This window comes from Roseibium sp. (assembly GCF_965276855.1).
Taxonomy (GTDB): domain Bacteria; phylum Pseudomonadota; class Alphaproteobacteria; order Rhizobiales; family Stappiaceae; genus Roseibium.
In genome coordinates, this window is the sequence record NZ_OZ255700.1 from 3326768 (window position 1) to 3348117 (window position 21350).

The 21350-nt window shown below is 56.0% G+C and carries 18 protein-coding genes; 11 read left to right on the forward strand and 7 right to left on the reverse strand.

Features of this window, described 5'->3' with window-relative positions; translation table 11 throughout:
* The first annotated feature begins 160 nt into the window (after positions 1 to 160).
* The 5 genes from ACQY4Z_RS15425 to ACQY4Z_RS15445 all read left to right on the forward strand — a co-directional run bounded on the left by ACQY4Z_RS15425 (position 161) and on the right by ACQY4Z_RS15445 (position 4875).
* A complete protein-coding gene (locus ACQY4Z_RS15425; RefSeq protein WP_428522644.1) occupies positions 161 to 1774 on the forward strand; it encodes an ABC transporter substrate-binding protein in 1614 nt (537 codons plus the stop codon).
* Positions 1775 to 1983: 209 nt separating this feature from the next.
* Positions 1984 to 2337 (forward strand): ArsR/SmtB family transcription factor, encoded by a 354-nt coding sequence (locus ACQY4Z_RS15430; RefSeq protein ID WP_428522646.1) that lies wholly within the window; start codon positions 1984 to 1986, stop codon positions 2335 to 2337.
* A gap of 26 nt (positions 2338 to 2363) precedes the next feature.
* On the forward strand, positions 2364 to 2855 hold the full coding sequence (locus ACQY4Z_RS15435; RefSeq protein WP_428522648.1) for an arsenate reductase ArsC: 492 nt from the start codon (positions 2364 to 2366) through the stop codon (positions 2853 to 2855).
* An 11-nt stretch (positions 2856 to 2866) separates the two neighbouring features.
* A complete protein-coding gene (locus tag ACQY4Z_RS15440) occupies positions 2867 to 3565 on the forward strand; it encodes an aquaporin (protein ID WP_055672663.1) in 699 nt (232 codons plus the stop codon).
* 68 nt (positions 3566 to 3633) lie between these two features.
* On the forward strand, positions 3634 to 4875 hold the full coding sequence (locus tag ACQY4Z_RS15445) for an NAD(P)/FAD-dependent oxidoreductase (RefSeq protein ID WP_428522650.1): 1242 nt from the start codon (positions 3634 to 3636) through the stop codon (positions 4873 to 4875).
* Positions 4876 to 4890: 15 nt separating this feature from the next.
* Here ACQY4Z_RS15445 and ACQY4Z_RS15450 read toward each other — a convergent pair whose 3' ends face one another.
* Positions 4891 to 7320 carry a Tex family protein gene (locus tag ACQY4Z_RS15450; RefSeq protein WP_428522652.1) on the reverse strand — a complete coding sequence of 810 codons (2430 nt, stop codon included), beginning with the start codon at positions 7318 to 7320 and terminating at the stop codon, positions 4891 to 4893.
* 547 nt (positions 7321 to 7867) lie between these two features.
* Between ACQY4Z_RS15450 and ACQY4Z_RS15455 the strand changes: the two genes are divergently transcribed.
* Complete coding sequence (locus ACQY4Z_RS15455) at positions 7868 to 8416, forward strand: TetR/AcrR family transcriptional regulator (protein ID WP_428522654.1); 549 nt, start codon at positions 7868 to 7870, stop codon at positions 8414 to 8416.
* On the opposite strand, the gene ACQY4Z_RS15460 is transcribed toward ACQY4Z_RS15455, so the two are convergent.
* Together ACQY4Z_RS15460 and ACQY4Z_RS15465 are read right to left on the reverse strand one after the other, a co-directional pair.
* Positions 8400 to 9521, reverse strand: a complete 1122-nt coding sequence (locus tag ACQY4Z_RS15460) for an ATP-dependent DNA helicase (RefSeq protein ID WP_428522656.1) — start codon at positions 9519 to 9521, stop codon at positions 8400 to 8402. The two genes, ACQY4Z_RS15455 and ACQY4Z_RS15460, sit on opposite strands and share 17 nt — an antisense overlap.
* 83 nt (positions 9522 to 9604) lie before the next feature.
* A complete protein-coding gene (locus ACQY4Z_RS15465; RefSeq protein ID WP_428522658.1) occupies positions 9605 to 10933 on the reverse strand; it encodes an NAD(P)/FAD-dependent oxidoreductase in 1329 nt (442 codons plus the stop codon).
* Positions 10934 to 11213: 280 nt separating this feature from the next.
* On the opposite strand from ACQY4Z_RS15465, the gene ACQY4Z_RS15470 reads away from it, so the two are divergent.
* Positions 11214 to 12140 (forward strand): fatty acid desaturase, encoded by a 927-nt coding sequence (locus ACQY4Z_RS15470; RefSeq protein WP_428522660.1) that lies wholly within the window; start codon positions 11214 to 11216, stop codon positions 12138 to 12140.
* Positions 12137 to 12964 (forward strand): phosphate/phosphite/phosphonate ABC transporter substrate-binding protein, encoded by an 828-nt coding sequence (locus tag ACQY4Z_RS15475; RefSeq protein ID WP_428522662.1) that lies wholly within the window; start codon positions 12137 to 12139, stop codon positions 12962 to 12964. The genes ACQY4Z_RS15470 and ACQY4Z_RS15475 overlap by 4 nt, the downstream gene beginning before the upstream one ends.
* 14 nt (positions 12965 to 12978) lie before the next feature.
* Here ACQY4Z_RS15475 and ACQY4Z_RS15480 read toward each other — a convergent pair whose 3' ends face one another.
* Entirely contained in the window at positions 12979 to 13113 is a 135-nt protein-coding gene (locus ACQY4Z_RS15480; RefSeq protein WP_428522664.1) for a hypothetical protein, read from the reverse strand.
* A 171-nt stretch (positions 13114 to 13284) separates the two neighbouring features.
* Here ACQY4Z_RS15480 and ACQY4Z_RS15485 point away from each other — a divergent pair, with 171 nt between their 5' ends.
* The gene (locus tag ACQY4Z_RS15485; protein WP_428522666.1) at positions 13285 to 14196 is read left to right on the forward strand and encodes a LysR family transcriptional regulator; all 912 of its coding nucleotides are present in this window, start codon (positions 13285 to 13287) and stop codon (positions 14194 to 14196) included.
* 105 nt (positions 14197 to 14301) lie between these two features.
* The gene (locus tag ACQY4Z_RS15490) at positions 14302 to 14598 is read left to right on the forward strand and encodes a hypothetical protein (protein ID WP_428522668.1); all 297 of its coding nucleotides are present in this window, start codon (positions 14302 to 14304) and stop codon (positions 14596 to 14598) included.
* Between the two features lie 19 nt (positions 14599 to 14617).
* Here the strand turns inward: ACQY4Z_RS15490 and ACQY4Z_RS15495 are convergent, their stop codons facing one another.
* From ACQY4Z_RS15495 to ACQY4Z_RS15505, 3 genes are all read right to left on the reverse strand, one after another.
* On the reverse strand, positions 14618 to 15994 hold the full coding sequence (locus ACQY4Z_RS15495; RefSeq protein ID WP_428522670.1) for a M24 family metallopeptidase: 1377 nt from the start codon (positions 15992 to 15994) through the stop codon (positions 14618 to 14620).
* A gap of 53 nt (positions 15995 to 16047) precedes the next feature.
* Positions 16048 to 18483 (reverse strand): GcvT family protein, encoded by a 2436-nt coding sequence (locus ACQY4Z_RS15500; protein WP_428522672.1) that lies wholly within the window; start codon positions 18481 to 18483, stop codon positions 16048 to 16050.
* 62 nt (positions 18484 to 18545) lie between these two features.
* On the reverse strand, positions 18546 to 20126 hold the full coding sequence (locus ACQY4Z_RS15505; RefSeq protein ID WP_428522674.1) for a trimethylamine methyltransferase family protein: 1581 nt from the start codon (positions 20124 to 20126) through the stop codon (positions 18546 to 18548).
* Positions 20127 to 20392: 266 nt separating this feature from the next.
* Between ACQY4Z_RS15505 and ACQY4Z_RS15510 the strand changes: the two genes are divergently transcribed.
* Positions 20393 to 21295: a phosphotransferase gene (locus ACQY4Z_RS15510; RefSeq protein ID WP_428522676.1), complete on the forward strand. Its 903-nt coding sequence runs from the start codon at positions 20393 to 20395 to the stop codon at positions 21293 to 21295.
* The last annotated feature ends 55 nt before the right edge of the window (positions 21296 to 21350 follow it).

Genomic DNA, 21350 nt, shown 5'->3' on the forward strand with positions numbered 1-21350 from the left:
AGGGCCCCGGCATTGCCGGGGCTTTTTTGTAATTACGCATTTCCAACATATCGAATCTGTTTATCTTTCGGTCCGTTGCATCCTGTTTCCTGTTGGCTCAAGTTCTACTCATAGAGAACGCTCCAATGGTTGAGGGCTACGCTTTTTTACTAGGGAAGAGATGCGCTTGATGACTGTTTCGAGAACTTTGAAGCCCGCGGTCTTGGGTGTTTGCTTGGTGGTGGCCGCCGCTTCGGGATCGGAAGCAAAGACACTGGTGTTTTGCTCGGAAGGCTCACCGGAAGGTTTTGATCCGGCACTTCATACCTCAACGATCACGTTCGACGCGTCTTCCAAGCCTCTCTACAATCGTTTGGTCGAATTCAAATCCGGAACAACTGAAGTCGAACCTGGTTTGGCCGAGGGCTGGGACGTGTCTGATGATGGGCGGGAAGTCACGTTCTATCTCCGCAAAGGCGTTACATTCCACGACACCCCATTTTTTACGCCAAGCCGTGAGTTGAATGCTGACGACGTGCTGTTCTCTTTCGAGCGCCAGCGTAAGAAAAGCCATTCCTGGCACGCCTACATGCCTGGCACTGCTTGGGAGTTTTTCGATGCTATGTCCATGCCGGAGTTCATCAAGGACATCGTCAAGATCGACGACCACACAGTGAAATTTGTGCTGACGCGCCCGGAAGCTCCGATTTTGGCAAACCTTGCGATGGATTTCGCGTCCATTTTGTCAGCTGAATATGCTGACCAGCTTGAGGATGCGGGCGCAAAAGAGCAGTTGAACGTCCAGCCGGTTGGCACGGGGCCTTTCGCCTTTGTTGGCTACCAGGAAGACGCGATCGTTCGCTTCTCCGCGCATTCCGATTACTGGGATGGCAAGCAAGCCATCGACAACCTGACTTTCGCAATCACCCCGAATGCGGCAGTCCGGCTTCAAAAACTCAAGGGGGGGGAGTGTCATGTGATGTCACGCCCGGCTCCGGCAGATGTCGACGATATTCGCTCGGACGGCGATCTGACTTTGATGGAGCAGCCAGCCTTGAACGTCGGCTATCTGGCGTACAATACCAAAGCGCCTCCATTCGATCGCAAGGAGGTTCGCAAGGCTCTGTATCACGCCATCAACAAGCAGGAGATACTTAGGGCGGTTTACCAGGGAGCTGGTCAAGTTGCGAGAAATCCGTTCCCGCCGACAGTCTGGTCCTACAACACGGCGATCGAAGACGATGCCTATGACCCGGACCTCGCTAGGGAAATGCTTGCCGCAGCCGGCATAGACAATCTTTCCTTGACGATCTGGGCGATGCCGGTTTCGCGGTCGTACAATCCGAATGCGCGTTTGATGGCTGAATACATCAAAGCTGACTTGGAGAAGGTTGGTGTGCGTGTTGAGATCATTTCCCACAAATGGGGCAAGTACCTGTCGTTGTCGAAAGACGTTAATCGGCAGGGTGCTGTGCTGTTCGGATGGACCGGTCGCAATGGTGATCCGGACAACTTCTTGAGCGAACTTTTGAGTTGTGAGCGTGTCGGGGGTTCCAACAGAGCGCAATGGTGTAACAACGCATTTGAAGAGCTGATCAAGAAGGCTCGAACTACATTTGACACTGCAGAACGCGCAAGGCTTTATGAAGAGGCTCAGCGGATCTTCCAGGAGGAAGCCCCTTGGGTGACCATCGCGCACTCTATGGCTTATGTTCCGATGTCCGCGAAGGTCACCGGATACGTTATGGATCCGCTCGGTGGTCATTCGTTTAAGGGCGTAGACCTGACCGATTAAGCGCAAACGCCATTAAAGACAGTTAGCCCCATCAGGGTTTGGGAGGGCATGGCGGCTGGCCGGTTTTTGATCAGTTCTTTATTGGCGTTTGGTCTCCAAACCAAACTCTTCCATCTTCCATTGGTATGTTGGGCGGCTTTCTCCGTTTGAGGTTCTCTTTTGGCGGGAGTTTGGGTTGAACTTTTCCATAATTCGAGTATTCTCGAAATATGGAAAAAGATGATGCCTTGAGAGCATTGGCGGCCTTGGGTCAGGAAACCCGCCTCGACGTCTTTCGCCTGTTGGTGAAAGCGGGAAAAGAAGGCATGGCAGCGGGCGCTATTTCAGATGCTCTCAGCGTGCGTCCGAATACCCTATCGACCCACTTGAGCGCCCTGTCCCGCTCCGGCCTTGTGCACGCCGAACGGGACGGGCGCTCAATCCATTACCGTGCGGATCTCTCCGCCATGGGCGCGCTCACAACGTATCTGCTGCAAGATTGTTGCGGCGGAAACCCGGAGATGTGCGCCCCGATCATGACCATGCTCGGCGATAGTGTGAGCGTTGAAAAGGACCGGTGTTAGAACCGGAAAAAGTGGGGCTTCATAATATGCGTAACGCCTTGTTTGTTTGCACGGCCAATTCTGCGCGCTCGGTTTTAGGCGAAGCGATCCTGCGCCATATGGGCGAGGGTAAATTCAACACCTATTCAGCGGGTTCGACACCGCGGGGCATGGTCAATCCGGACGCAATCTCCTGCCTGGAGCGCAAGAACCTGCCGACAGACGGTTTTAGATCGAAGAGCTGGGAAGAGTTTGCCGGTGCGGATGCACCTAAAATGGATCTGATCATCACTGTTTGTGACAGTGCAGCCGGAGAGGCCTGCCCGGTTTGGCCGGGGCATCCGTTTGTCGTGCATTGGGGTATTGCCGATCCGGCCTCCGTTGAGGGTGATGATGCGACCCGCGCTGAGGCTTTCGACCTTGCTTATGACCGTCTTGAGCGCCGCATCGGTGCGATGCTCGCGCTTGGCGATGATGTCTTCTCCGCAGCTGACGGAAAAAACCAACTCTCCGCTATCGGCGCCTCGGCCGACGACTAGGATTACACCTCATGTCAGAATTCTCTCTCTCACGGCGTCTCGTCGCTGAAGCGCTTGGAACCGCGATGCTGGTTGGAACCGTTGTCGGCTCCGGCATCATGGCAGACAATTTGTCCGAGGATGTTGCGGTCTCCCTTCTGGGCAACACGATCCCGACCGGTGCGATCTTGGTGGTCCTGATCACCTTGTTCGGGCCAATTTCGGGGGCGCACTTCAATCCGGCGGTCACGTTTGTGTTTTGGTTGAAGCGTGAACTGACAATCCCGGTGGCAGCGGCCTATGTCGCTGTTCAGATCCTCGGCGGCATTTGCGGGTCGCTGATCGCGCATGTGATGTTTGAATTGCCGGTCTGGCAGGCATCGACCACGGTTCGAACCGGCGGTGCCCAATGGGTCGCAGAGGTGGTCGCCACATTTGGCCTGCTTGCAAGTATCTTGGCGGGTATCCGGTTCCGCGCTGATGCGGTGCCGTGGCTGGTAGGGCTCTACATCACCGCAGCTTACTGGTTCACCGCTTCCACATCCTTCGCCAATCCGGCGGTCGCGATCTCCCGTGCGTTTACCGATACCTTTGCAGGCATCCGGCCGGTTGATGTGCCTGGGTTTATTGTTGCCCAGCTGATCGGGGCGGCGCTTGCCCTTGCGGTGTTCTCTTGGCTCCTGCAATCAAAAACGCCGGAGAAGGAAGCCCTGAAACCCTCTGAGGCTTAACCGGTAACGCGCGCTTTAAACCCGATACTTGGCTTGCAAAATACGATTTGGGTTGATTGAAGGGATGCATGAGCAAACCTGACGTCACCATCGTCGGAGCCGGCATCATTGGGCTGGCGACGGCGGCAAATCTCCTGCAACGCGGATACCGTGTCACAATCCTCGATCGCGAAGGACCAGCGGCTGGCGCGAGCCAGGGCAATGCCGGTGCGATTGCCTGGACTGATGTCGCCCCGCTCGCGAGTCCCGGCCTTTGGAAACAGGCGATCAAATGGTTGATGGATCCGCTTGGGCCGCTGACTGTTCGCCCGGCTTACGCCGTCAAGATCTTGCCATGGATGCTCCGTTTCATGGCGGCCTCCAATCACAGCCAGATGAAACGCAGCACTGAGGCTTTGGCCGCACTCAATGCGGAAGCCTGGCCGTCGTGGGAGCGTTTGTGGCGGGTTTCCGGAACGCACAATCAAGTGCGCAAGGATGGTTGTCTGGAGCTGTTCGACACCGTCAGTTCACTAAAAGATGCGCATTCGGGATGGGAGGAACAGCGCGCCTTTGGCATCGATGTTCAGGAGCTCGATCTGGCGACGATCAGAGATATGGAGCCGGCGTTATCCGATCGCTTGGTGGGCGGGGCCCTCGTGCCCGAGTGGGCGCAGGTGGATGACCCGAAACTGTTGTGCCTGTCTCTGGCCGATTGGTTGAAAAGCCAGGGCGTTTCTTTCGATGTCGGGGATGTCGTGAACGTTCAGTCCGGGTCTTCAGGCCCGGAATTGATGCTTGCCGATGGCCGAACCACTCATCCGGATCGGTTGGTCATCGCTTGTGGTGCCTGGTCCAAAAAACTTGCGGCACAACTTGGTGACAAGATCCCATTGGATACAGAGCGGGGCTACAACATCACGATCCCGGAGCCCGGTGTTGCCGTCAACCGGTTCATCATGTTGCCGGGACACGGCTTTGTCCTGTCGCCTCTGTCCACGGGATTGCGGGTCGGCGGAGCCGTCGAGTTCGGCGGATTGGACCTGCGGGAAAACTGGAAGCGGGTTGATGCCATGGTTGCCAAGGCGCGGCGCTTCTTTCCTGATCTCAAAACTGAAGGGGGGAAGCGCTGGATGGGCTTCCGCCCCTCCATTCCGGACAGTCTGCCTGTCATTGGTCCAGCGCTACAGGCTGATGGGGTCTTTTATGCCTTCGGTCATGCCCATCATGGTCTGACGGAAGCCGCAGTGACCGGGGAGATGATCACCGACATGATCGACGGTGCAACGCCATCGGTGGATCCGGCTCCGTTCCGCGCTGACCGGTTTTGACAAGAATCGAAACAGTTACTTCCGCTTCTTGTTCATGGCCGCTGCAAGTGCTGCGGCCATGGCGTTGTTTCCGCCGTCATTGCCGGAAGATTTTTGAGGGTTGCCCTTGCCGCCGCGTGGGGCATTGCCTGGGCCCCGGCCACCACCTGAACCTTTGCCGTCTACACCACCCGGCCGGTTCTGCGCATTGCGCTCCTTTTGCCCCTGATAATCGGCCTGTGACTTCATTGTCATTGAAATGCGTTTGCGCGGAATGTCGACTTCCAGAATGGTGACCTTTACGATGTCACCGGCTTTCACGACCGTGTGCGGGTCGTCGACGAACCGGTCAGCCAGCTGTGAGACATGGACAAGCCCGTCCTGGTGTACCCCGACGTCGACGAACGCGCCGAAGTTCGTGACGTTGGTCACTGTGCCTTCCAGTTTCATGCCCGGTTTCAGATCCGAGATTTCCTCGACACCGTCCTGAAGCGCTGCGGTCTTGAATTCGGGGCGCGGATCACGGCCCGGCTTTTCAAGTTCGGACAGGATGTCCTTGACCGTCGGCAATCCGAATTTCTCGTCGATGAAGTCTTTGGGTTCCAGATTCTGGAGAATGCCGCTGTCGCCCATCAACTGGCGGACATCCCGGCCACAGGCTTTCACGATACGCTTGGCGAGCGGATAGGCTTCCGGGTGAACCGAGGAAGAATCGAGAGGTTCGGCACCGTCCGTGATGCGCAGGAAGCCGGCACAGAGTTCAAACGCCTTTGCGCCCAGACGCGGCACGTCCTTCAATTGCGAGCGCTTGTCAAACCGGCCAATTGTATCGCGGTGTTCAACCACAGCTTTTGCAAGACTATCGGACAGACCGGAAATCCTGGACAGAAGGGCCGGGGAGGCGGTGTTGAGATCAACACCAACCGCGTTCACCGCGTCTTCGACAACTGCATCCAGGGCGCGGGCAAGTTTCGTCTGGTTGACGTCATGCTGATACTGGCCAACACCAATGGACTTCGGCTCGATCTTGACGAGTTCTGCCAAAGGATCCTGAAGGCGCCGGGCAATTGACGCGGCACCGCGCAGGGACACGTCGACGTCCGGCATTTCCTTGGCGGCCAATTCCGACGCGGAATAGACCGACGCACCTGCCTCGTTGACGATCACCTTTACCGGTCGCTGAGCCGCCGGAACATCGGCAAGGACGTCGCCGGTCAGCTTGTCGGTCTCCCGGCTCGCCGTACCGTTGCCGATGGCGATCAGGCCAACCTTGTGCTTTGCGATCAGTGCGAGAAGCGTGTTGCGGGATCCGGCAAGATCATTGCGCGGCTGGAACGGATAGATCGTTGCGGTGTCGACCAGCTTGCCGGTTTCGTCGACCACGGCAACCTTGACCCCGGTCCGGATGCCCGGGTCCAGGCCGAGCGTTGCTTTTGAGCCGGCAGGAGCGGCAAGCAACAGATCCTTGAGGTTCCTGGCAAACACCTGAATGGCTTCTTCCTCGGCCTTGTCCCGCAGAACACCCATCAGGTCGAGTTCCAGATGAAGGGCCAGTTTGACCTTCCAGGCAAAGCGGGCGACATCCATCAGCCATTTGTCGGCGGGGCGGCCGCGATCGGCGATGCCGTAGGTGTCCGCAACCATCTTCACCGCTGGCAGGATTGGGGCCGGATCGTCGGCATCGACCGTGAGATCGACAGACAGAATGCCTTCATTGCGGCCACGGAAAAGGGCAAGGGCCCGATGGCTCGGTATCTTGGACCAGCTCTCCGAGTAGTCGAAATAATCGGCGAACTTTGCGCCCTTGTCACCCATGCCGTCGATCAGCTTCGACTGCACCACGCCGCGCTCTTCCATATACCGGCGCAGCCGTCCGACGAGCTCCGCATTTTCGGCAAACCGTTCCATGAGGATCTGCCGCGCGCCATCAAGGGCAGCTTTCGTATCCGCAACGTCCTTGGCATCGTCGATGAAACCTGAAGCTTCGGTTTCCGGTGTTTTTCCAGGATCGGCCAGCAGCAGGTCCGCGAGCGGTTCCAGTCCCGCTTCCCGCGCAATCTGGGCTTTGGTGCGGCGCTTCTTTTTGAAGGGCAGGTAGATATCTTCGAGCTGCGACTTGGTCTCGGCTGCCTGAATGCCGGCTGCCAGAGCGTCGGTCATTTTGCCCTGTTCATCGATGGACCGGGTGATTGCACCGCGCCGGTCTTCAAGTTCGCGCAGGTAAATCAGCCGCTCCTCGAGCTTGCGCAGTTGGCTGTCGTCCAGTCCGCCAGTGGCCTCTTTCCGGTACCGGGCGATGAACGGCACTGTCGATCCTTCGTCCAGCAGCTGAACAGTTGCATTCACCTGACCGGCCTGGCAGCCGATTTCGTCTGCAATTCTTCTTGCGATCCGCAGTGCCGTTTCTGCGGGGAGGGAATTTGCTGACTTCTGGGATGTCGGGACTGGAGCAGCGACGCTTGTCATCTGGGTCTACACTTTCAGGACTGGAAACGAGACAGGGACGATAATTCGGACACTCTCCGCGCAAAAGAGGTCCGATCTATGATCCACTGGCAATTCTCGATATCTGGTGAGTCTATCGCCATGCGCTTCCAAATTTGAAACCATTGAACGCCCAGCAACAGACCTGGACCGCAAAAACTTAAGATGGATATTTGGTAAAAATCGCGTATAGAGTGCAGTTTTGTTCGGCGATTGGTCGGTAATATTGCGTAAAATTTCAACAATCGAACGATTTGCTTAGTTTTGCGTATTCTTGCGCCACTGTTATTTGGTAGTTTCAACGGTGCTGAATAGCGAATAATGGTGCTTTGCGCGTTGGAAAACAAAGTGCGTTCGAAGAGAGTTGGTTCTTTGGGCTCATCGTTGGTTTGGGCGCTGACGTTGTGAGCAGACATTGGCAAACGAGGAATTGGGTGTGACAAGAGGCCGACCAAGGAAAACGGAAACGCAGGACGCCTTGCATGGCATCATGCGCGCCTTTTGGCAGAACGGCTACAAGGCGACATCCATGAACGATCTTGTCGATGCGTCAGGGATGGCGAAGCCCAGTCTTTATGCTGCGTTCGGTGACAAGGAAGCGATGTTTGAAAAATCGCTTCTGCACTATTTCGACTGTTATGGAGATATGGTTTTTGGTCCGCTTACTGCGGCAGAACATCACTACCTTTTGGATTTTCAAGAGTTGATCAGAACCGTAGGGTACCTGGCGGCTGATGAATCCACGCCAATGGGCTGCTTTCTATTTAATTCGCAAGTTGAGGTCGCTTACGGCTCTGAGCGCCATAAGGCATTGCTTGCGGATCTTGGTCAGGCTCGTTTCAATGCGATCAAAACCCGCGTTTTGAAGGCAATTGATGCCGGACAGGTTCCTGAAGAGCAAGATCCGGATACACTCGCGACCTTTATTGACGGACAGTTAGCCGCAGTTTCCATATTGGCGCGCTCAGGTGGCACCAAGACTCAAATCGACACATTTGTTGAAACAGCGATGCGCGCATTGCCGTCTTATGGAAGCGTTGATCTAGAGATCTCCGACAGCTTCACTTTACGACAGTAATGCGTTCTGCAGCGCGGGTCACGGCCGTGTAAAGCCAGCGGTCCCGGTGCTCACGGAAAGCCCAGCTTTCGTCAAACAGGACGACATCGTCCCATTGTGACCCTTGCGCCTTGTGAACCGTCAAGGCGTAGCCATAATCGAACTCATCCGCCTTGCGCCGGATGGCGTATGGAATGCTATCAGCCCCGTCTTCGAACATGGCCGGGAGAACCTTGACCTTCACCGCCGTTTTGATGAGCTCGTCCTCCGAAACCACATCAAACCGCAAGGTGTTTCCGCGCGGCTGCCGTAGGCGTTTCACCGTCCAGAGGCCGCCATTCAGCAAACCTTTGGTTTTGTCGTTGCGCAAGCAAACCAGTTTGTCGCCAACGGCCGGCATCGGCGTAGTGAAGTCCTTCAGTTCACGAATGCGGCTGTTGTAGAGCCGACGCGTCTTGTTCGTCCCGACCAAAACCTGATCGGCGGTAAGGATCTGATCCTTGTCGATCTGGCGGCGGTTGATCACTTTGCTCTCGCCGAAATCACCGTAGTCCAATTTGCCGCCGTCGCGGATGGTCATCGACATGCGAACAATGGGATTGTCCTGCGCCTGGCGATGGACTTCCGTCAACATGATGTCCGGCTCGGCCTCCGTGAAAAAGCCTCCGCCCTTAACTGGTGGGAGCTGCGCCGGGTCGCCTAGAACCAGAACAGGCGTGCCGAACGACAGAAGATCGCGGCCAAGCTCCTCGTCGACCATAGAGCATTCATCGATAACGATCAGCCGGGCCGTGGCCGCCGCACTGTCCCGCTTGATGGCAAACTGCGGGCCGGCGTCTTCCTCATCGTCATCGACGGCTTCTTCTTCCTTGGCGGAACGGGGGCGATAGATCAGGGAATGAATGGTGCCGGCATCTTCACAGCCTTTTTGGCGCAAAACATGTGCTGCTTTGCCTGTGAAAGCCCCGAAGCAGACGTCTCCGTCAATGTCCTCAGCCAGATGCCGCGCTAGCGTGGTTTTTCCGGTGCCTGCAAACCCGAACAGCCTGAATACCTGCCTGTCGCCGCGTTTCAGCCAGGCTGCGGCGTCCTTCAAGGCGGTATCTTGTTGAGGCGACCAAGCCAAATCGTATCTCCGGGATCTTCAAACGAGCTGCCTCCATAACCTGATTTGGCAGTGCGCGCCAAGGGAAAGCGGTCGATGATGTATTACCCGAGCACCGAGAATGAACTGTCCTTATTGACCGGACGCTTTCTGGAGAAAGTCGCCGTGTTGATCGTGTAACCGATGTTTGGCAATTGAAACTGCAAAGGGGCCTCATCGTGAGCATTGCCGGTTTCGCAATAGCCGATCAGTTCGGCCATCAGCTGACCGGCCACAGGGGCATTCTTGAATTGATTGCCACTGGTTCCGATCGCAAGATAGTAGCCTCCAACATCGGTGCAGTCGTAAATGGGCAGCCAGTCGTCCGTCGCGTCGTACAGATCGGCAATGCCGACCGGGTGTTGTGAGACACCCAAGCTCGGCAGTCTTTGGGAATAACGGTAAGCGTAGGTGAGAGCTCGATCGCTCAGGTCTCTGGAGAAATCGTCCGGATCGACTTCATGCGGTGCATCGCAGGCCGGGTTTTCACTGCCGATCATCAGCTGGCCGCCGCTTCCGGGCTTTATGTAGCAGGCAATGTCGTTGTCGGATACGATCAGACCTTCCCGCGAATAGCCCAGATCGCCGGGTGGAGATATTTGAACCACTTCTTGCCGAAGGGGGCGGGTCCGGATTGTCATGCCGGGATCGATTGGCAGCAGGGAATTCACCTTACCGGAATGCGGGCCGGCAGCATTCACAACGATTGGCGCGGAGATTTGTTGTCCAGTTTCCAATTCAATGCCAGTCACGCGATTTTCTACGACCAATATCTCGGTCACCGCAGTCTTGAACATGAAGGTGGCACCGTGTTTTTCAGCCGCATCCTTCAGATTACGGGCAGAGAGCTGCGGGTCGTCGACATACCCTCCAAACGGGAAATAAACTCCGCCTGAAATCTCGCCGCCAGCTGGCTGGCCGAACGTGTCGTCTTCCATAGACTTGGCTGGCGCAAAGCGCTGAAGGTCATAGCCCGGCATCGCGTATCGGATCTGATCGGCAGTCCAATGCTCATAGGAAATGCCCAGCTGATCTGCACTTTTGAGAACCTTTGCCAAATATCCGTTGGCTTCGGTCTTCATGACCAGTGTGCCGGTTTCGATAAACTTGGCAAGGTCGGAGGCATCATCGCTTTCCAGATAAGCGGGCCAGTCTTTCCAGGTGTGGTAGCCCTCATAGGCCATCGCTGACCCATCAAGGGTCGAATAGTACGTCCGGATAACGGCTGCAGAACTGGATGTAGAGCCGTAGCCAGCGGCGGGCAATTTGTCGACGTTCAGCGTACGATAGCCACGTTTGGCGAGATTGAATGCGATTGCGCAACCGATGACCCCGGCTCCGATGATAACGGCATCGAACTGCAGAGCTTTGCCGGCGTTTGATTGGGCGTCCATGATGGTCTCCTGTACAGCGATGACAGGATCATGACCTGTGGCTTGATTTGTCCAGAAAGAAATCCGGCCACGACTGTCGCTTTTCGGTCATCACAGACGTGTTGATGTGGCAAAGAGGCAGATATTATTCAGCGATAGTGATTAAAATCGTCAGTTCATTTTAAAAATTACACTTTGTAGACTTTGTTCCCAAGTCTCTCGTTGAATGCAAATTACCAACTCCGCATCCTCCGCAAACCATTTCGGTTTTTCAGAATGTATCAGATTTTTGGGGGAAAGCGTGCCGCTTGGGAAATCCTGCGAGTGGCCGACGTTGGCGCTGATTATGGCCACAACGGCGGCTTGGACTTTGGTCATTTCGTTTTATTCGGACTGGGGCGGCTGGATCGTTTGTCCGCTGGCTGCCCTGCTTGTGACGCTTCAATCTTCCGTTCAGCATGAAGTCCTGCATGGTCATCCGACCCGAAATGCAGGTTTGAATGAGACCCTGATCTATTGTTCGTTTGGGCTGTTTATCCCGTATCGGCGGTTCAAGACCTTGCACCTGCGGCACCACAATGATGACCGGTTGACAGATCCCTATGACGATCCGGAAAGTTTTTATCTCGCTTGGGGGGACTGGCAAAATATGCCAAAGATCCTGCAAGCTGTTCTGACAGTGAATAATACGCTTGCCGGGCGATTACTGATTGGCCCGGCAGTCTCACTGATCGGGTTCTATGGAGCGGAAATTCGCGCGGTAACGTCTGGAGACAGGCTTGTTGCAAGAGCCTGGGCGCACCATTTGGCTGGCCTTGTTCCGGTGGTTGCTTTTGTGTCCTTGGCAGGAGGGATGCCCGTCTGGCTATACATTCTTGCGGTGGCTTATCCCGGTATGAGCTTGTTGATGCTGCGCACTTACGCAGAGCACAGGGCTCACGAAAATGCAGAGGCGCGATCCGTGATCGTTGAGTTTTGCCCTCTGTTTTCCTTGCTGTTCCTGAACAACAATCTGCATATCGTGCACCATTCGCATCCGCGGGCGGCCTGGTACACTCTCCCGAAACTGTACCGTGACGCTCGTGACGATTGGCAGGCACGCAATCAGGGGTATGTGTTTAAGAGTTATATGGAAATGGCCAAAGCGTTTCTTTTCAAGGTTAAGGAACCGGTTCCGCATCCTCTTGTTCGGAAGGTGGACGCTGATCGAGCACTGCCGCGATCATGACACCTGGACAATTCCGGCCGGTACGGTTGCCGATGTACGATTGGCCCGAAGTTGCCGAAGAAACACGGGAACTGGAGGAAGCGCTGACGGATGAAATCTGCAGCGTTCTCTCCATTGCCTCCACTCGATTGGATCCTTGGGATCCAGGAGTTGGTCTTTACGATTTATGGACCGATCCGGCTTTGCTTCTGGGGCAGACCTGCGGGTACCCACTTACCCACGAACTGGCTGGCAAGGTTCATCTTCTGGGGGCGCCGAATTACAAGGCTCCTGGATGCAATGGTTCACGGTATTGTAGCCAGATCGTGGTTGCGGAGAACAGCCCATTTCATGCGTTGGCCGATCTGAAGGGCGTCCGCGCTGTCTTCAACAGTCCGGACAGTCAATCTGGGATGAATGCCCTTCGGGACACGATCGCACCAATAGCGGGTGGAGGGGGCTTTTTTCAGAGCGTTTCGGAGAGCGGTGGTCATTTGGCGTCGATGGACGCTGTTGCCGACGGGCGGGCAGACGTTGCTGCAATTGATGCGGTGTGCTGGGCGCTCGCTCAACAAGAAAAACCGTCCCTTGCCAAACGGCTGCGCGTCCTTGCTCAAACCGCGCAAGCTCCAAGTCTGCCGTTCGTAACTTCGGTGCAATTGGGTGGAAGAGCACATGAAGAGGTCTGTGCAGCTGTCTCGCGCGTTCTTTCAAACCCGCAGACAAAAAAAAGCCGCAAACGCCTTCGCATTTGCGGCTTTTCAAAACTTGTTCAAGATGACTACAAAATCATCCTGGAGATGGAAACCAATGCAAGGCGTTGGGGTTATCCTGTCCTTACATAAGGTTCAATCGGCTATCAGCGGCCGACTTTCCGGGACTTTGCAGCCGCGCTCATCCGCAGAGTAGAATTCATGCGGGCGAGTTCAGCAGCGGAGTGGCCGGAAACAACACCCATGAGGTTGGTGCCGAGGGCTTGTGCAAGATAGGTCATGGTCTTCCCAATCCTGAATACGGTTCGCAGTGTTTGTGTAAAAGTTGCGGTCCGCTGCCTAATTAACGGGCCGCTTGATTGCTATATGGGCATAACTTGTCGTTCAATCAATCGAATAGTATTCATCGATTAGTTCAAAAAAATTGAACTGAAAATGAGCGGAACTCGTCTATGGAAAAATTACCAGGTACTGGCACCGAGCTGATCGATATGGAACTTTACCGAACGTTCCTTGTGATCGCGGAAACATCAAGTTTTTCAAAGGCATCAGATCTGATCGGGCGGACCCCATCTGCAGTTTCTATGCAGATTAAGAAGCTGGAAACCATTCTGGGCGTTGCAGTTTTTGCAAGGGAGGGTCGCGCTGTGCGCTTAACTCCAGAAGGCGAAGCCCTGCTTGGATACGCTCGCCGGATCCTGATGTTGAACGAAGAGGCCGTGAGCCTGTTTGTTTCGCCATCCGTGGAAGGCGAGGTTCGTTTCGGGGCACCTGCCGATTTCGGCACTCGATTCTTGCCGAATATCCTGTCCCGCTTTGCCCGGTCCCATCCGGGTGTGAACGTGGATGTGCATCTGGACGGCAGTCCAGTACTTGACGAAAAGATCCGCAACAAAGATCTCGATTTGATCTTGTCCACAGTGCGTCCCGGAGCCCCGATGCCAACGGGGACCGATGTTGTCTTTTCCGAACCCCTTGTTTGGGTGGGTTTGGAGGGTGGGATTGCCTATGACCGTGACCCGCTTCCATTGGCCGTGTCGACCCCTGGGTGTCCATGGCGGCGTGCGGCCCGGATTGCGCTGGATGGGGCCCAGAAACCCTATCGCATCTCATACACAAGCTTTCATAGCGCGGGGCAGGAGGCGGCATTGTTGGCGGATCTCGCAGTTGCACCGTTTCCGGCCAGTGTTGTAGAGCCACCTCTGCAAGTGCTGGATGATCGTCACGGGCTGCCAAAGATTGGCGACTATCATATCGTCATGAAGCAGCGTCCGCGCGCTGGGCGCGCGACCCATGCCTTTGCCGAGCATGTGGAGGAGTGTTTCAAGGAGATCACGCTTGGCGGTGCGCTCGCATCCGGATGACATTAACCATAAAGTTAACAATCCGTAAAAACGGATCGCCACATGGTTAACAAAGAGTTACTCTTTCGCGAATTGCAAAGGTGTGTTCAGCGAAGAGGCGCTCAAATGAATATCCTGACAAAAGCTATTGTCGCTGTGGCGGCGATCGTTGTTGCCGGATCGGCTTATGCGGGCGACACAACCCGTATCCTTCATGACGAGCCGTACGGCGCCATTGTGACCAAGGAAGCGGGCGTGTTGGTTTTCCGCGGTCTGCCGCCAACCCGCAAAGTGATCATCAATCCAGGTGGCAAGACGCCGCTGGAGCTCCGGCAAACAGAAATAAATGAGACCAATGTGGTCGTCATGAGCCAAGATGATTACGTGCGTGGCCTTGGTGCCAAGATTGTCCGTCTGAAATAGTGTTGGTTGGAATAGGCCGTCAGATCTGACGGCCCATCAATCGGTCATCGTATGGATACGTGCTGAGGCGTTCATAGCCAGTTTCTGTGATGAGCAGTTGTTCCTCCAGCTTTACGCCTTCATGTCCGCCGTGGCGGCCAACATAGCTTTCCACACAGACCACCATTCCAGGTACTAGTACCCCATCGTATCCACCGCTCGCCCAATCAGCCGGGTAGGGGACTGCTGGGTATTCATCACACAGGCCGACACCGTGAAATAGAACGGAGTATCGATTCGCCTGATAGTCTTCCGGTAGGTTTTTGGCGCTGTGTGAAAGCTCAAAAAAGCTGCGTCCTGGTGCGAGCATTTCTATGTTGGCTTCAATCTGATCGACCGCCATCTGATAGAGCGACCTCTGCTCGTTGGTCGGTTGTCCATCGCCGCACAGCCACGTGCGGGAAATATCGCAGCACATGCCGTAGGGCCCAACGAGATCGGTGTCGAAGGCGACCAACTCACCGGATTGGATTTCACGCGCTGAGGCTTCTTGAAACCAGGGATTTGTGCGTGGGCCGGAAGCGAGCAGATGTGTTTCAATCCACTCGCCGCCGCGTCGAATATTTCCTGCATGCAGCAGCGCCCAAAGATCCCATTCCGTCATGCCTGGCCGGAGGGCCGCTTCCATTTCCGACATTGCAGCTTCACAGGCAGCAATGGACCGGCGCATCGCCTTGATTTCGTCGGAGCATTTAACGGCACGGGCAAGTTCCATCACCTCTTCACCGTCATGCAGCGTCAAACCATGGCCTTGAAGTGCTGCAACGCCTTCCCGGCGGCATTTGTCGACGGCGATTCGAGCGTTTGGGCCACAATAAGTCTTGATCAGATCGGCCAGCTCATCAGCCCACTTCTGCGCAAGTTCCGCAGACCGCGGTCCGGATTCAAAATAGAACCAGGGCACACCGTGGCGGACTTCATCAACGAGCATGTTATGCGCGGACAGGTGTTCGCAGTTGTGAAAGTCGAAGGCGATGACCGGGCCGTTCAGCGTCACAAGCGTGTAGCGCACTGCATTATGAGTGCTCCAGACCTGCATGTTGGTGCTGTCGGTCGCATACCGAATGTTCAGCGGGTCACACAGTATGGCTGCGCTTAAATCGAAGGCCTGGAGCTGTTGGCGAATCCGTTGAAGCCGGTATTCGCGAACGGCATCCAGGTCAGGTGCGGCAAGGCCAAGCGCTGACCACTCGGTTTCTGCAAGCTCACCATATCCAAGAACATGACGGTTGAGTGCAGAGGCTTTTTCGGTCGCGTAGGCTGACAGCGCCTCGTATCCTGCTGCATCGCCAGGATGATCGGGCAAGACGGCCGGCATAATTTTTCGCCGGTGCCGGCCAAAGTGTTCCGTATTCATGACCGCCTGCTCTCCTCCGCCAATTGGTCAATCCCGTAAATGCCGTGTCCCGCCTACATCCGCATACGTTCCGCTTTGGGATCGAACAATGGATCCGTGATGAGGGTGGCCTTGCGGCGCTCTCCGAGAATTTCGATCTCGAAGGCTCCGTCATCCGTGTTTGCCGCAAACTCACTGGGGACATAGCCCTGAGCCAAAGACCTCTCGACGTGGTGTGCGTAGCCGCCCGACGTGATCCAGCCGATCACATCATTCTCGTGCCAGATTGGTTCATCGCCCATCACATCGGCATCGAGTGCATCTACGACGAAGGACACCCTGGATCGTTTCGGCCCATCCTCGAATTCCCGGCGCGCGGCTTCCTGGCCAATAAAGTTGTTCTTGCCTAGTTTCACAAAGCGTCCAAGGTCTGCCTCAAAGGGGCCGTAGATCGGGCGGAACTCCCGGAACCAGGTTCCGAAGTTCTTTTCCAGGCGCATGGCGAGCAGCGCCCGCATGCCAAAGTTTTGGATGCCGAATTCCGCCCCCGCCTCCATTAGAGCCATGTAGACCTGACGCTCGTATTCCGGTGTCATCCAGATCTCGTAGCCAAGGTCACCGGTGTAGCTGATCCGATTGACCTTGCAGGGCGCATTCGCGACGTCCATTTCACGGAAGTCCATGAACCGGAAAGCGTCATTGGAGACATCGTCCCCGGCGACTTTCGCAAGGACATCGCGGGCCTTCGGACCTGCAATGGAAAGACCCACCCAGCCAAGATTGATGGCCTCAATTGCAACGCTGCCATCATCCGGCAAATGCTTCTCAAACCACCGCATATGATAGACTTCGGCTTGACTTGACCCGAACATGTAGAACGTCTCGTCACTGGCGCGGGCGATGGTGAAGTCGCCGATCAGCTTGCCGGCTTCGTTCAGCATCGGCGTCAGCACAATCCGTCCCACCTTCGGCATGGTGTTGGTCATCAGGTAGGACAGGTAGTCCTCGGCTCCTGCGCCGGTGATCTTGTACTTGGCGAAGTTGGCGATTTCGGTAATACCAACCCCTGTTCGTACCGCCCGGCATTCCGCTCCAATCGCTTCAAAGTCGTTGGATCGCCGGAACGAGACGACGTCTTCAGCTGTCTCGCCATCTGGAGCAAACCAGAGGGGAGTTTCGAGCCCCCAGCTGTCGCCCATGACAGCCCCTTGCGCAAGCATCTTGTCGTAGAGCGGTGTTGTCTGGTGCGGACGCCCGGCGGGCAATTCCTCATTCGGAAAGCGAATGCGGAACCGGCGGCTGTAGTTCTCCTGAACTTTCTTGTTCGTGTAGGCAAGTGTCGCCCAGTCGCCGTACCGGGCGACATCCATGCCCCAGATGTCGTAGCCCGGATCGCCGTCAATCATCCAGTTGGCAAGTGTCAACCCGACACCGCCGCCCTGACTGAAGCCGGCCATGACCCCGCAAGCAACCCAGTAGTTTTTGAGACCCCGCACAGGGCCAACCAATGGATTGCCGTCCGGGGCAAAGGTGAACGGGCCGTTGATGATCTGCTTGATGCCGGCGTTTTGCAGGGCCGGGAAATGCTCAAAGCCGACTTCGAGTTCCGGAGAGATCCGGTCAAGGTCCGGTGCCAACAGCTCGTGCCCGAAATCCCATGGCGTTTCTTTTGGGCTCCAGGGGCGACAATTTTGCTCGTAGGTGCCGAGCAGCATGCCCTTGCCTTCTTGTCGGGTGTAGATTTCACCGCCAAAATCAAGGACGCCAATCAGCTCCTTGCCGGTTGCCTCGTTATGCGCGACGACTTCGGGCATTTCATCGGTAAGCAGGTACATATGCTCCATGGCGAGCACCGGCAATTCGATCCCGACCATGCGGCCACATTCGCGGGCCCAGAGACCACCTGCGTTGACGACATGTTCAGCCCGGATGGTGCCTTTTTCCGTGATGACATCCCAGGTACCTTCCGGGGTCTGCACCATCTCCTCGACCTTGGTGTGCCGATAGATCTCTGCGCCATTGATCCGCGCGGCCTTTGCGTAGGCGTGGGTGGTGCCGGACGGATCGAGATGCCCTTCGATCGGATCCCATAAAGCGCCGATGAAGTATTTCTCATCCAGAATTGGGAACATTTTCTTGGCTTCGGAGACCGAGATCAGTTCCAGATCCATACCGAGATACCGGCCCTTGGCCTGGGCGAGGCGCAAAAAATCCATCCGCTCGGGAGTGTCTGCCAGCATCACGCCACCGGTCAGATGCAAACTGCAGGACTGGCCCGAGATCTCTTCCAGTTCCTTATAGAGATCGACCGTGTAGCTTTGGAGCTGGGAGACGTTCGGGTCACCGTTGAGGGTGTGAAAGCCACCCGCCGCGTGCCAAGAGGAACCTGATGTGAGTTCGCTCCGCTCGACAAGGACCACGTCCTTCCAGCCAAGCTTGGTCAAGTGATAGAGCACACTGCAGCCAACGACACCGCCACCAATCACGACGACCTGAGTATGGGACTTCATTCTCAATTGCTCCAAAAAGTCAGTTTCATCCGCTTAAAGCGCGGCATGCCAAAATTCGCTCGTTAGAAGTCGGTTGGCGCGCCGCCTTCTTCCTTGCGCTTGGCCACAAAGGCGGAGAGTTCTTCATCAATTGCAGGATCGAGTGCCGGGGCTTCGTAGGCCTCAAGTGCCTTCTTGTAGAGCGTGTTCGCCTTGTCGTAGGCGACCGGGCTCCCCGCTTCCTGCCATGTTTCATAGTTGCGCCAATCGGACACGATCGGAGCGTAGAATGCATCCTTGTACCGGGCCTGAGTGTGCTCGGTTCCAAAGAAGTGTCCTGCCGGGCCCACGTCGCGGATGGCCTCGATGGCAAGCGCCTCTTCTGACACATCGAGGGGCGTCAGATATTCGGCCAGCATCTGGAGGAGGTCGATATCCGTGATGAATTTCTCAAACCCGGCCGATAGGCCACCTTCGAGCCATCCGGCGGCATGTTTGATCAGGTTGCCGCCGCCATTGATCGCACCCCATTCTGACAATGTCGTTTCAAGTGCAGCTTGATAGTCGACCGTATTGGCTGCGCACACGCCGGAGGTGCGGAAGGGAAGGCCGTAGCGCCGGGCAAGCTGTCCGCTGACGAGGGCGGCCTTGATGTATTCCGGCGTTCCGAAGGCCGGTGCGCCGGATTTCATGTCCACATTCGAGGTAAAACCGCCATAGACCATCGGCGCGCCGGGATTGACCATCTGGGTGAAGGCGATGCCGGCGAGTGCTTCGGCATTTTGGAGTGTCAATGCTCCCGCGACCGTTACAGGAGCCATTGCGCCCGCCAACGTGAACGGCGTCAGAACGCTCACTTGTCCGGCCCGTGCCATTTCGATGAGGCCTTGGAGCATCGGCGTATCGAGCCGAAGCGGGGAGGAAGAATTGATGATTGTGATAACGCTCGGGGTCTTGCGGAACTCTTCTTCCGATAACCCCATCGCGATGCGGGTCATCTCCAGACCATCGCGATTCCGTTCCTTGCCGAGCGAATAGATGTGAAACACCTTGTCCATCAGGCGGATCATGTCGGACACACAATCCAGATGCCGAACAGAGGCGTGAATGTCGACCGGTTCGACCGGATACCCCATGACGCAGTGAATGATGTTGAAGAACTGCGCAAGCTTCAGGAAATTGCGATAGTCCGCCTGGTTTCCGGGGCGACGCCCACCCTCGCGGTCGACAGCATTCGGTGCACTTGCGACACAGGAGAATGCAATATGGTCGCCGCCAAGGGTCAAATTATGCGCCGGATTTCTGGCATGAACCGTAAACTGTTCCGGCGTTTTTCCGACGAGCTCTTCAACCATAGCCCGGTCCATGCGAACCCGGTCTGATCCCGGTGTTACATCCGCTCCAGCTGCCTTCAAGATTTCCTTTGCTTCCTCATGAAGGAAGTCGATGCCGATGTCTTCGAGCACCCGCATTGAAGCTTCGTGAATGGACTCCAGCTCATCAGCGGAGACAGCCTCCACAGGCTTGTAGATGTGGCGGGGTTGTTTGAATGGCTTTTGAGGGAAGAGCTCCGGGCCCGCTTTGTCTCCACCGCCGCGCCGGCGGCGGCCACGCCTTGCTGGCGCCGCTTCCGTGGTCTCAACAAGATCGAGCTGACTGGACATGGCGAGACACCTTTCCGAGGCCGTATACGCAGAGCGTGAAAGATTTTGGGGCCGTGAGCAGATCTCTGCCCAAACCTGTCGTTCAACCTTAATCGAGAGGGTTATTTTTCTACGGCGTCTCAGAACGACGGCGGTTGCCACTTTCGCGACATTTCCAGATCCGGCGGTCAATCGGGTCTGCTCGGCTATTGACGAAGCTTGACGTCTGCGATGCAAAGGCTTCAAAAAAATGAAGTGAATTTTGAAGGTGTTGCGTGACTGACAGGATGACCGACGCTGAATTGCTGGACTTTTTGCAAGGCCGCTATCCGTTCGGGGATCTGAGCGGAGCGCGGCTACGACCTCTTCCGAGTTCCTACACACACCGGTTTTGGCGTCTCCAAACGCGCGAGCGCGATTATGTCATCAAGGAGTATTTTCCGGGCCTTGAGAACAATCCGCTCTACCCTACGCTGCCCCAGGAAGAAGCGACTGCTCTGACCTTGTTGGAGCGTCATCGATTGGCGCCGCGTTTGGAGTGTTTTCTGGACAGTCCAGCTGGGTCGCCTTTGGTGATTTATGGATATGAACGCGGCTCGGAAGCTGAAATTGATGTGCGTGATGCGGCTCTGCTGCTTGGGCGCTTTGCAGCTCTGGAGCTTGCACCAGAGGAAGTCAGAATGGTGCCATCCGGGTATCACCAGGTGCTCGCTCATGCTGATGCTATTCTGGAAAAGATTCCGGATAGCCGCCGGGCTGCCAATTTGAAACGTCTCAGGCCACATGACAGTTCAAACGAGGTGTCTGCGGTACCCCAACACATCCTGATTCACAGGTCCCTTTGCCTCGGCACAGTGCAAATGACAGCGGCAGGACCCACTTTGATCGATTGGCAATATGCTGGTCTCGGAGATCCCGTTGAAGACATCGCTTGTTTTCTCTCCCCCGGTCTCCTCACGCTTTATGGCCTGAAGCCACTCGTCCTTTATGCCGAGGACCTGTTTTTGGAGCATTATCCGGACCGCGCGATTGTTGATCGTTTTTTGGCTGAAAGATCCGCCTACCATTGGCGATTGGCCGCATATTGTCTGTTTCGGCAGGAAACCCTGACCCACGAAAACGCACCCGCCTCACGTGCCTATGCACGTGCCTTGGAAGAAGAGGTCGACCTTCTCCTCAGACTGCGCTGAAAGTGAATGGAGCGACCATGGACGGGTGTAATCCGGCTGTCATAGGAAGCCGGTA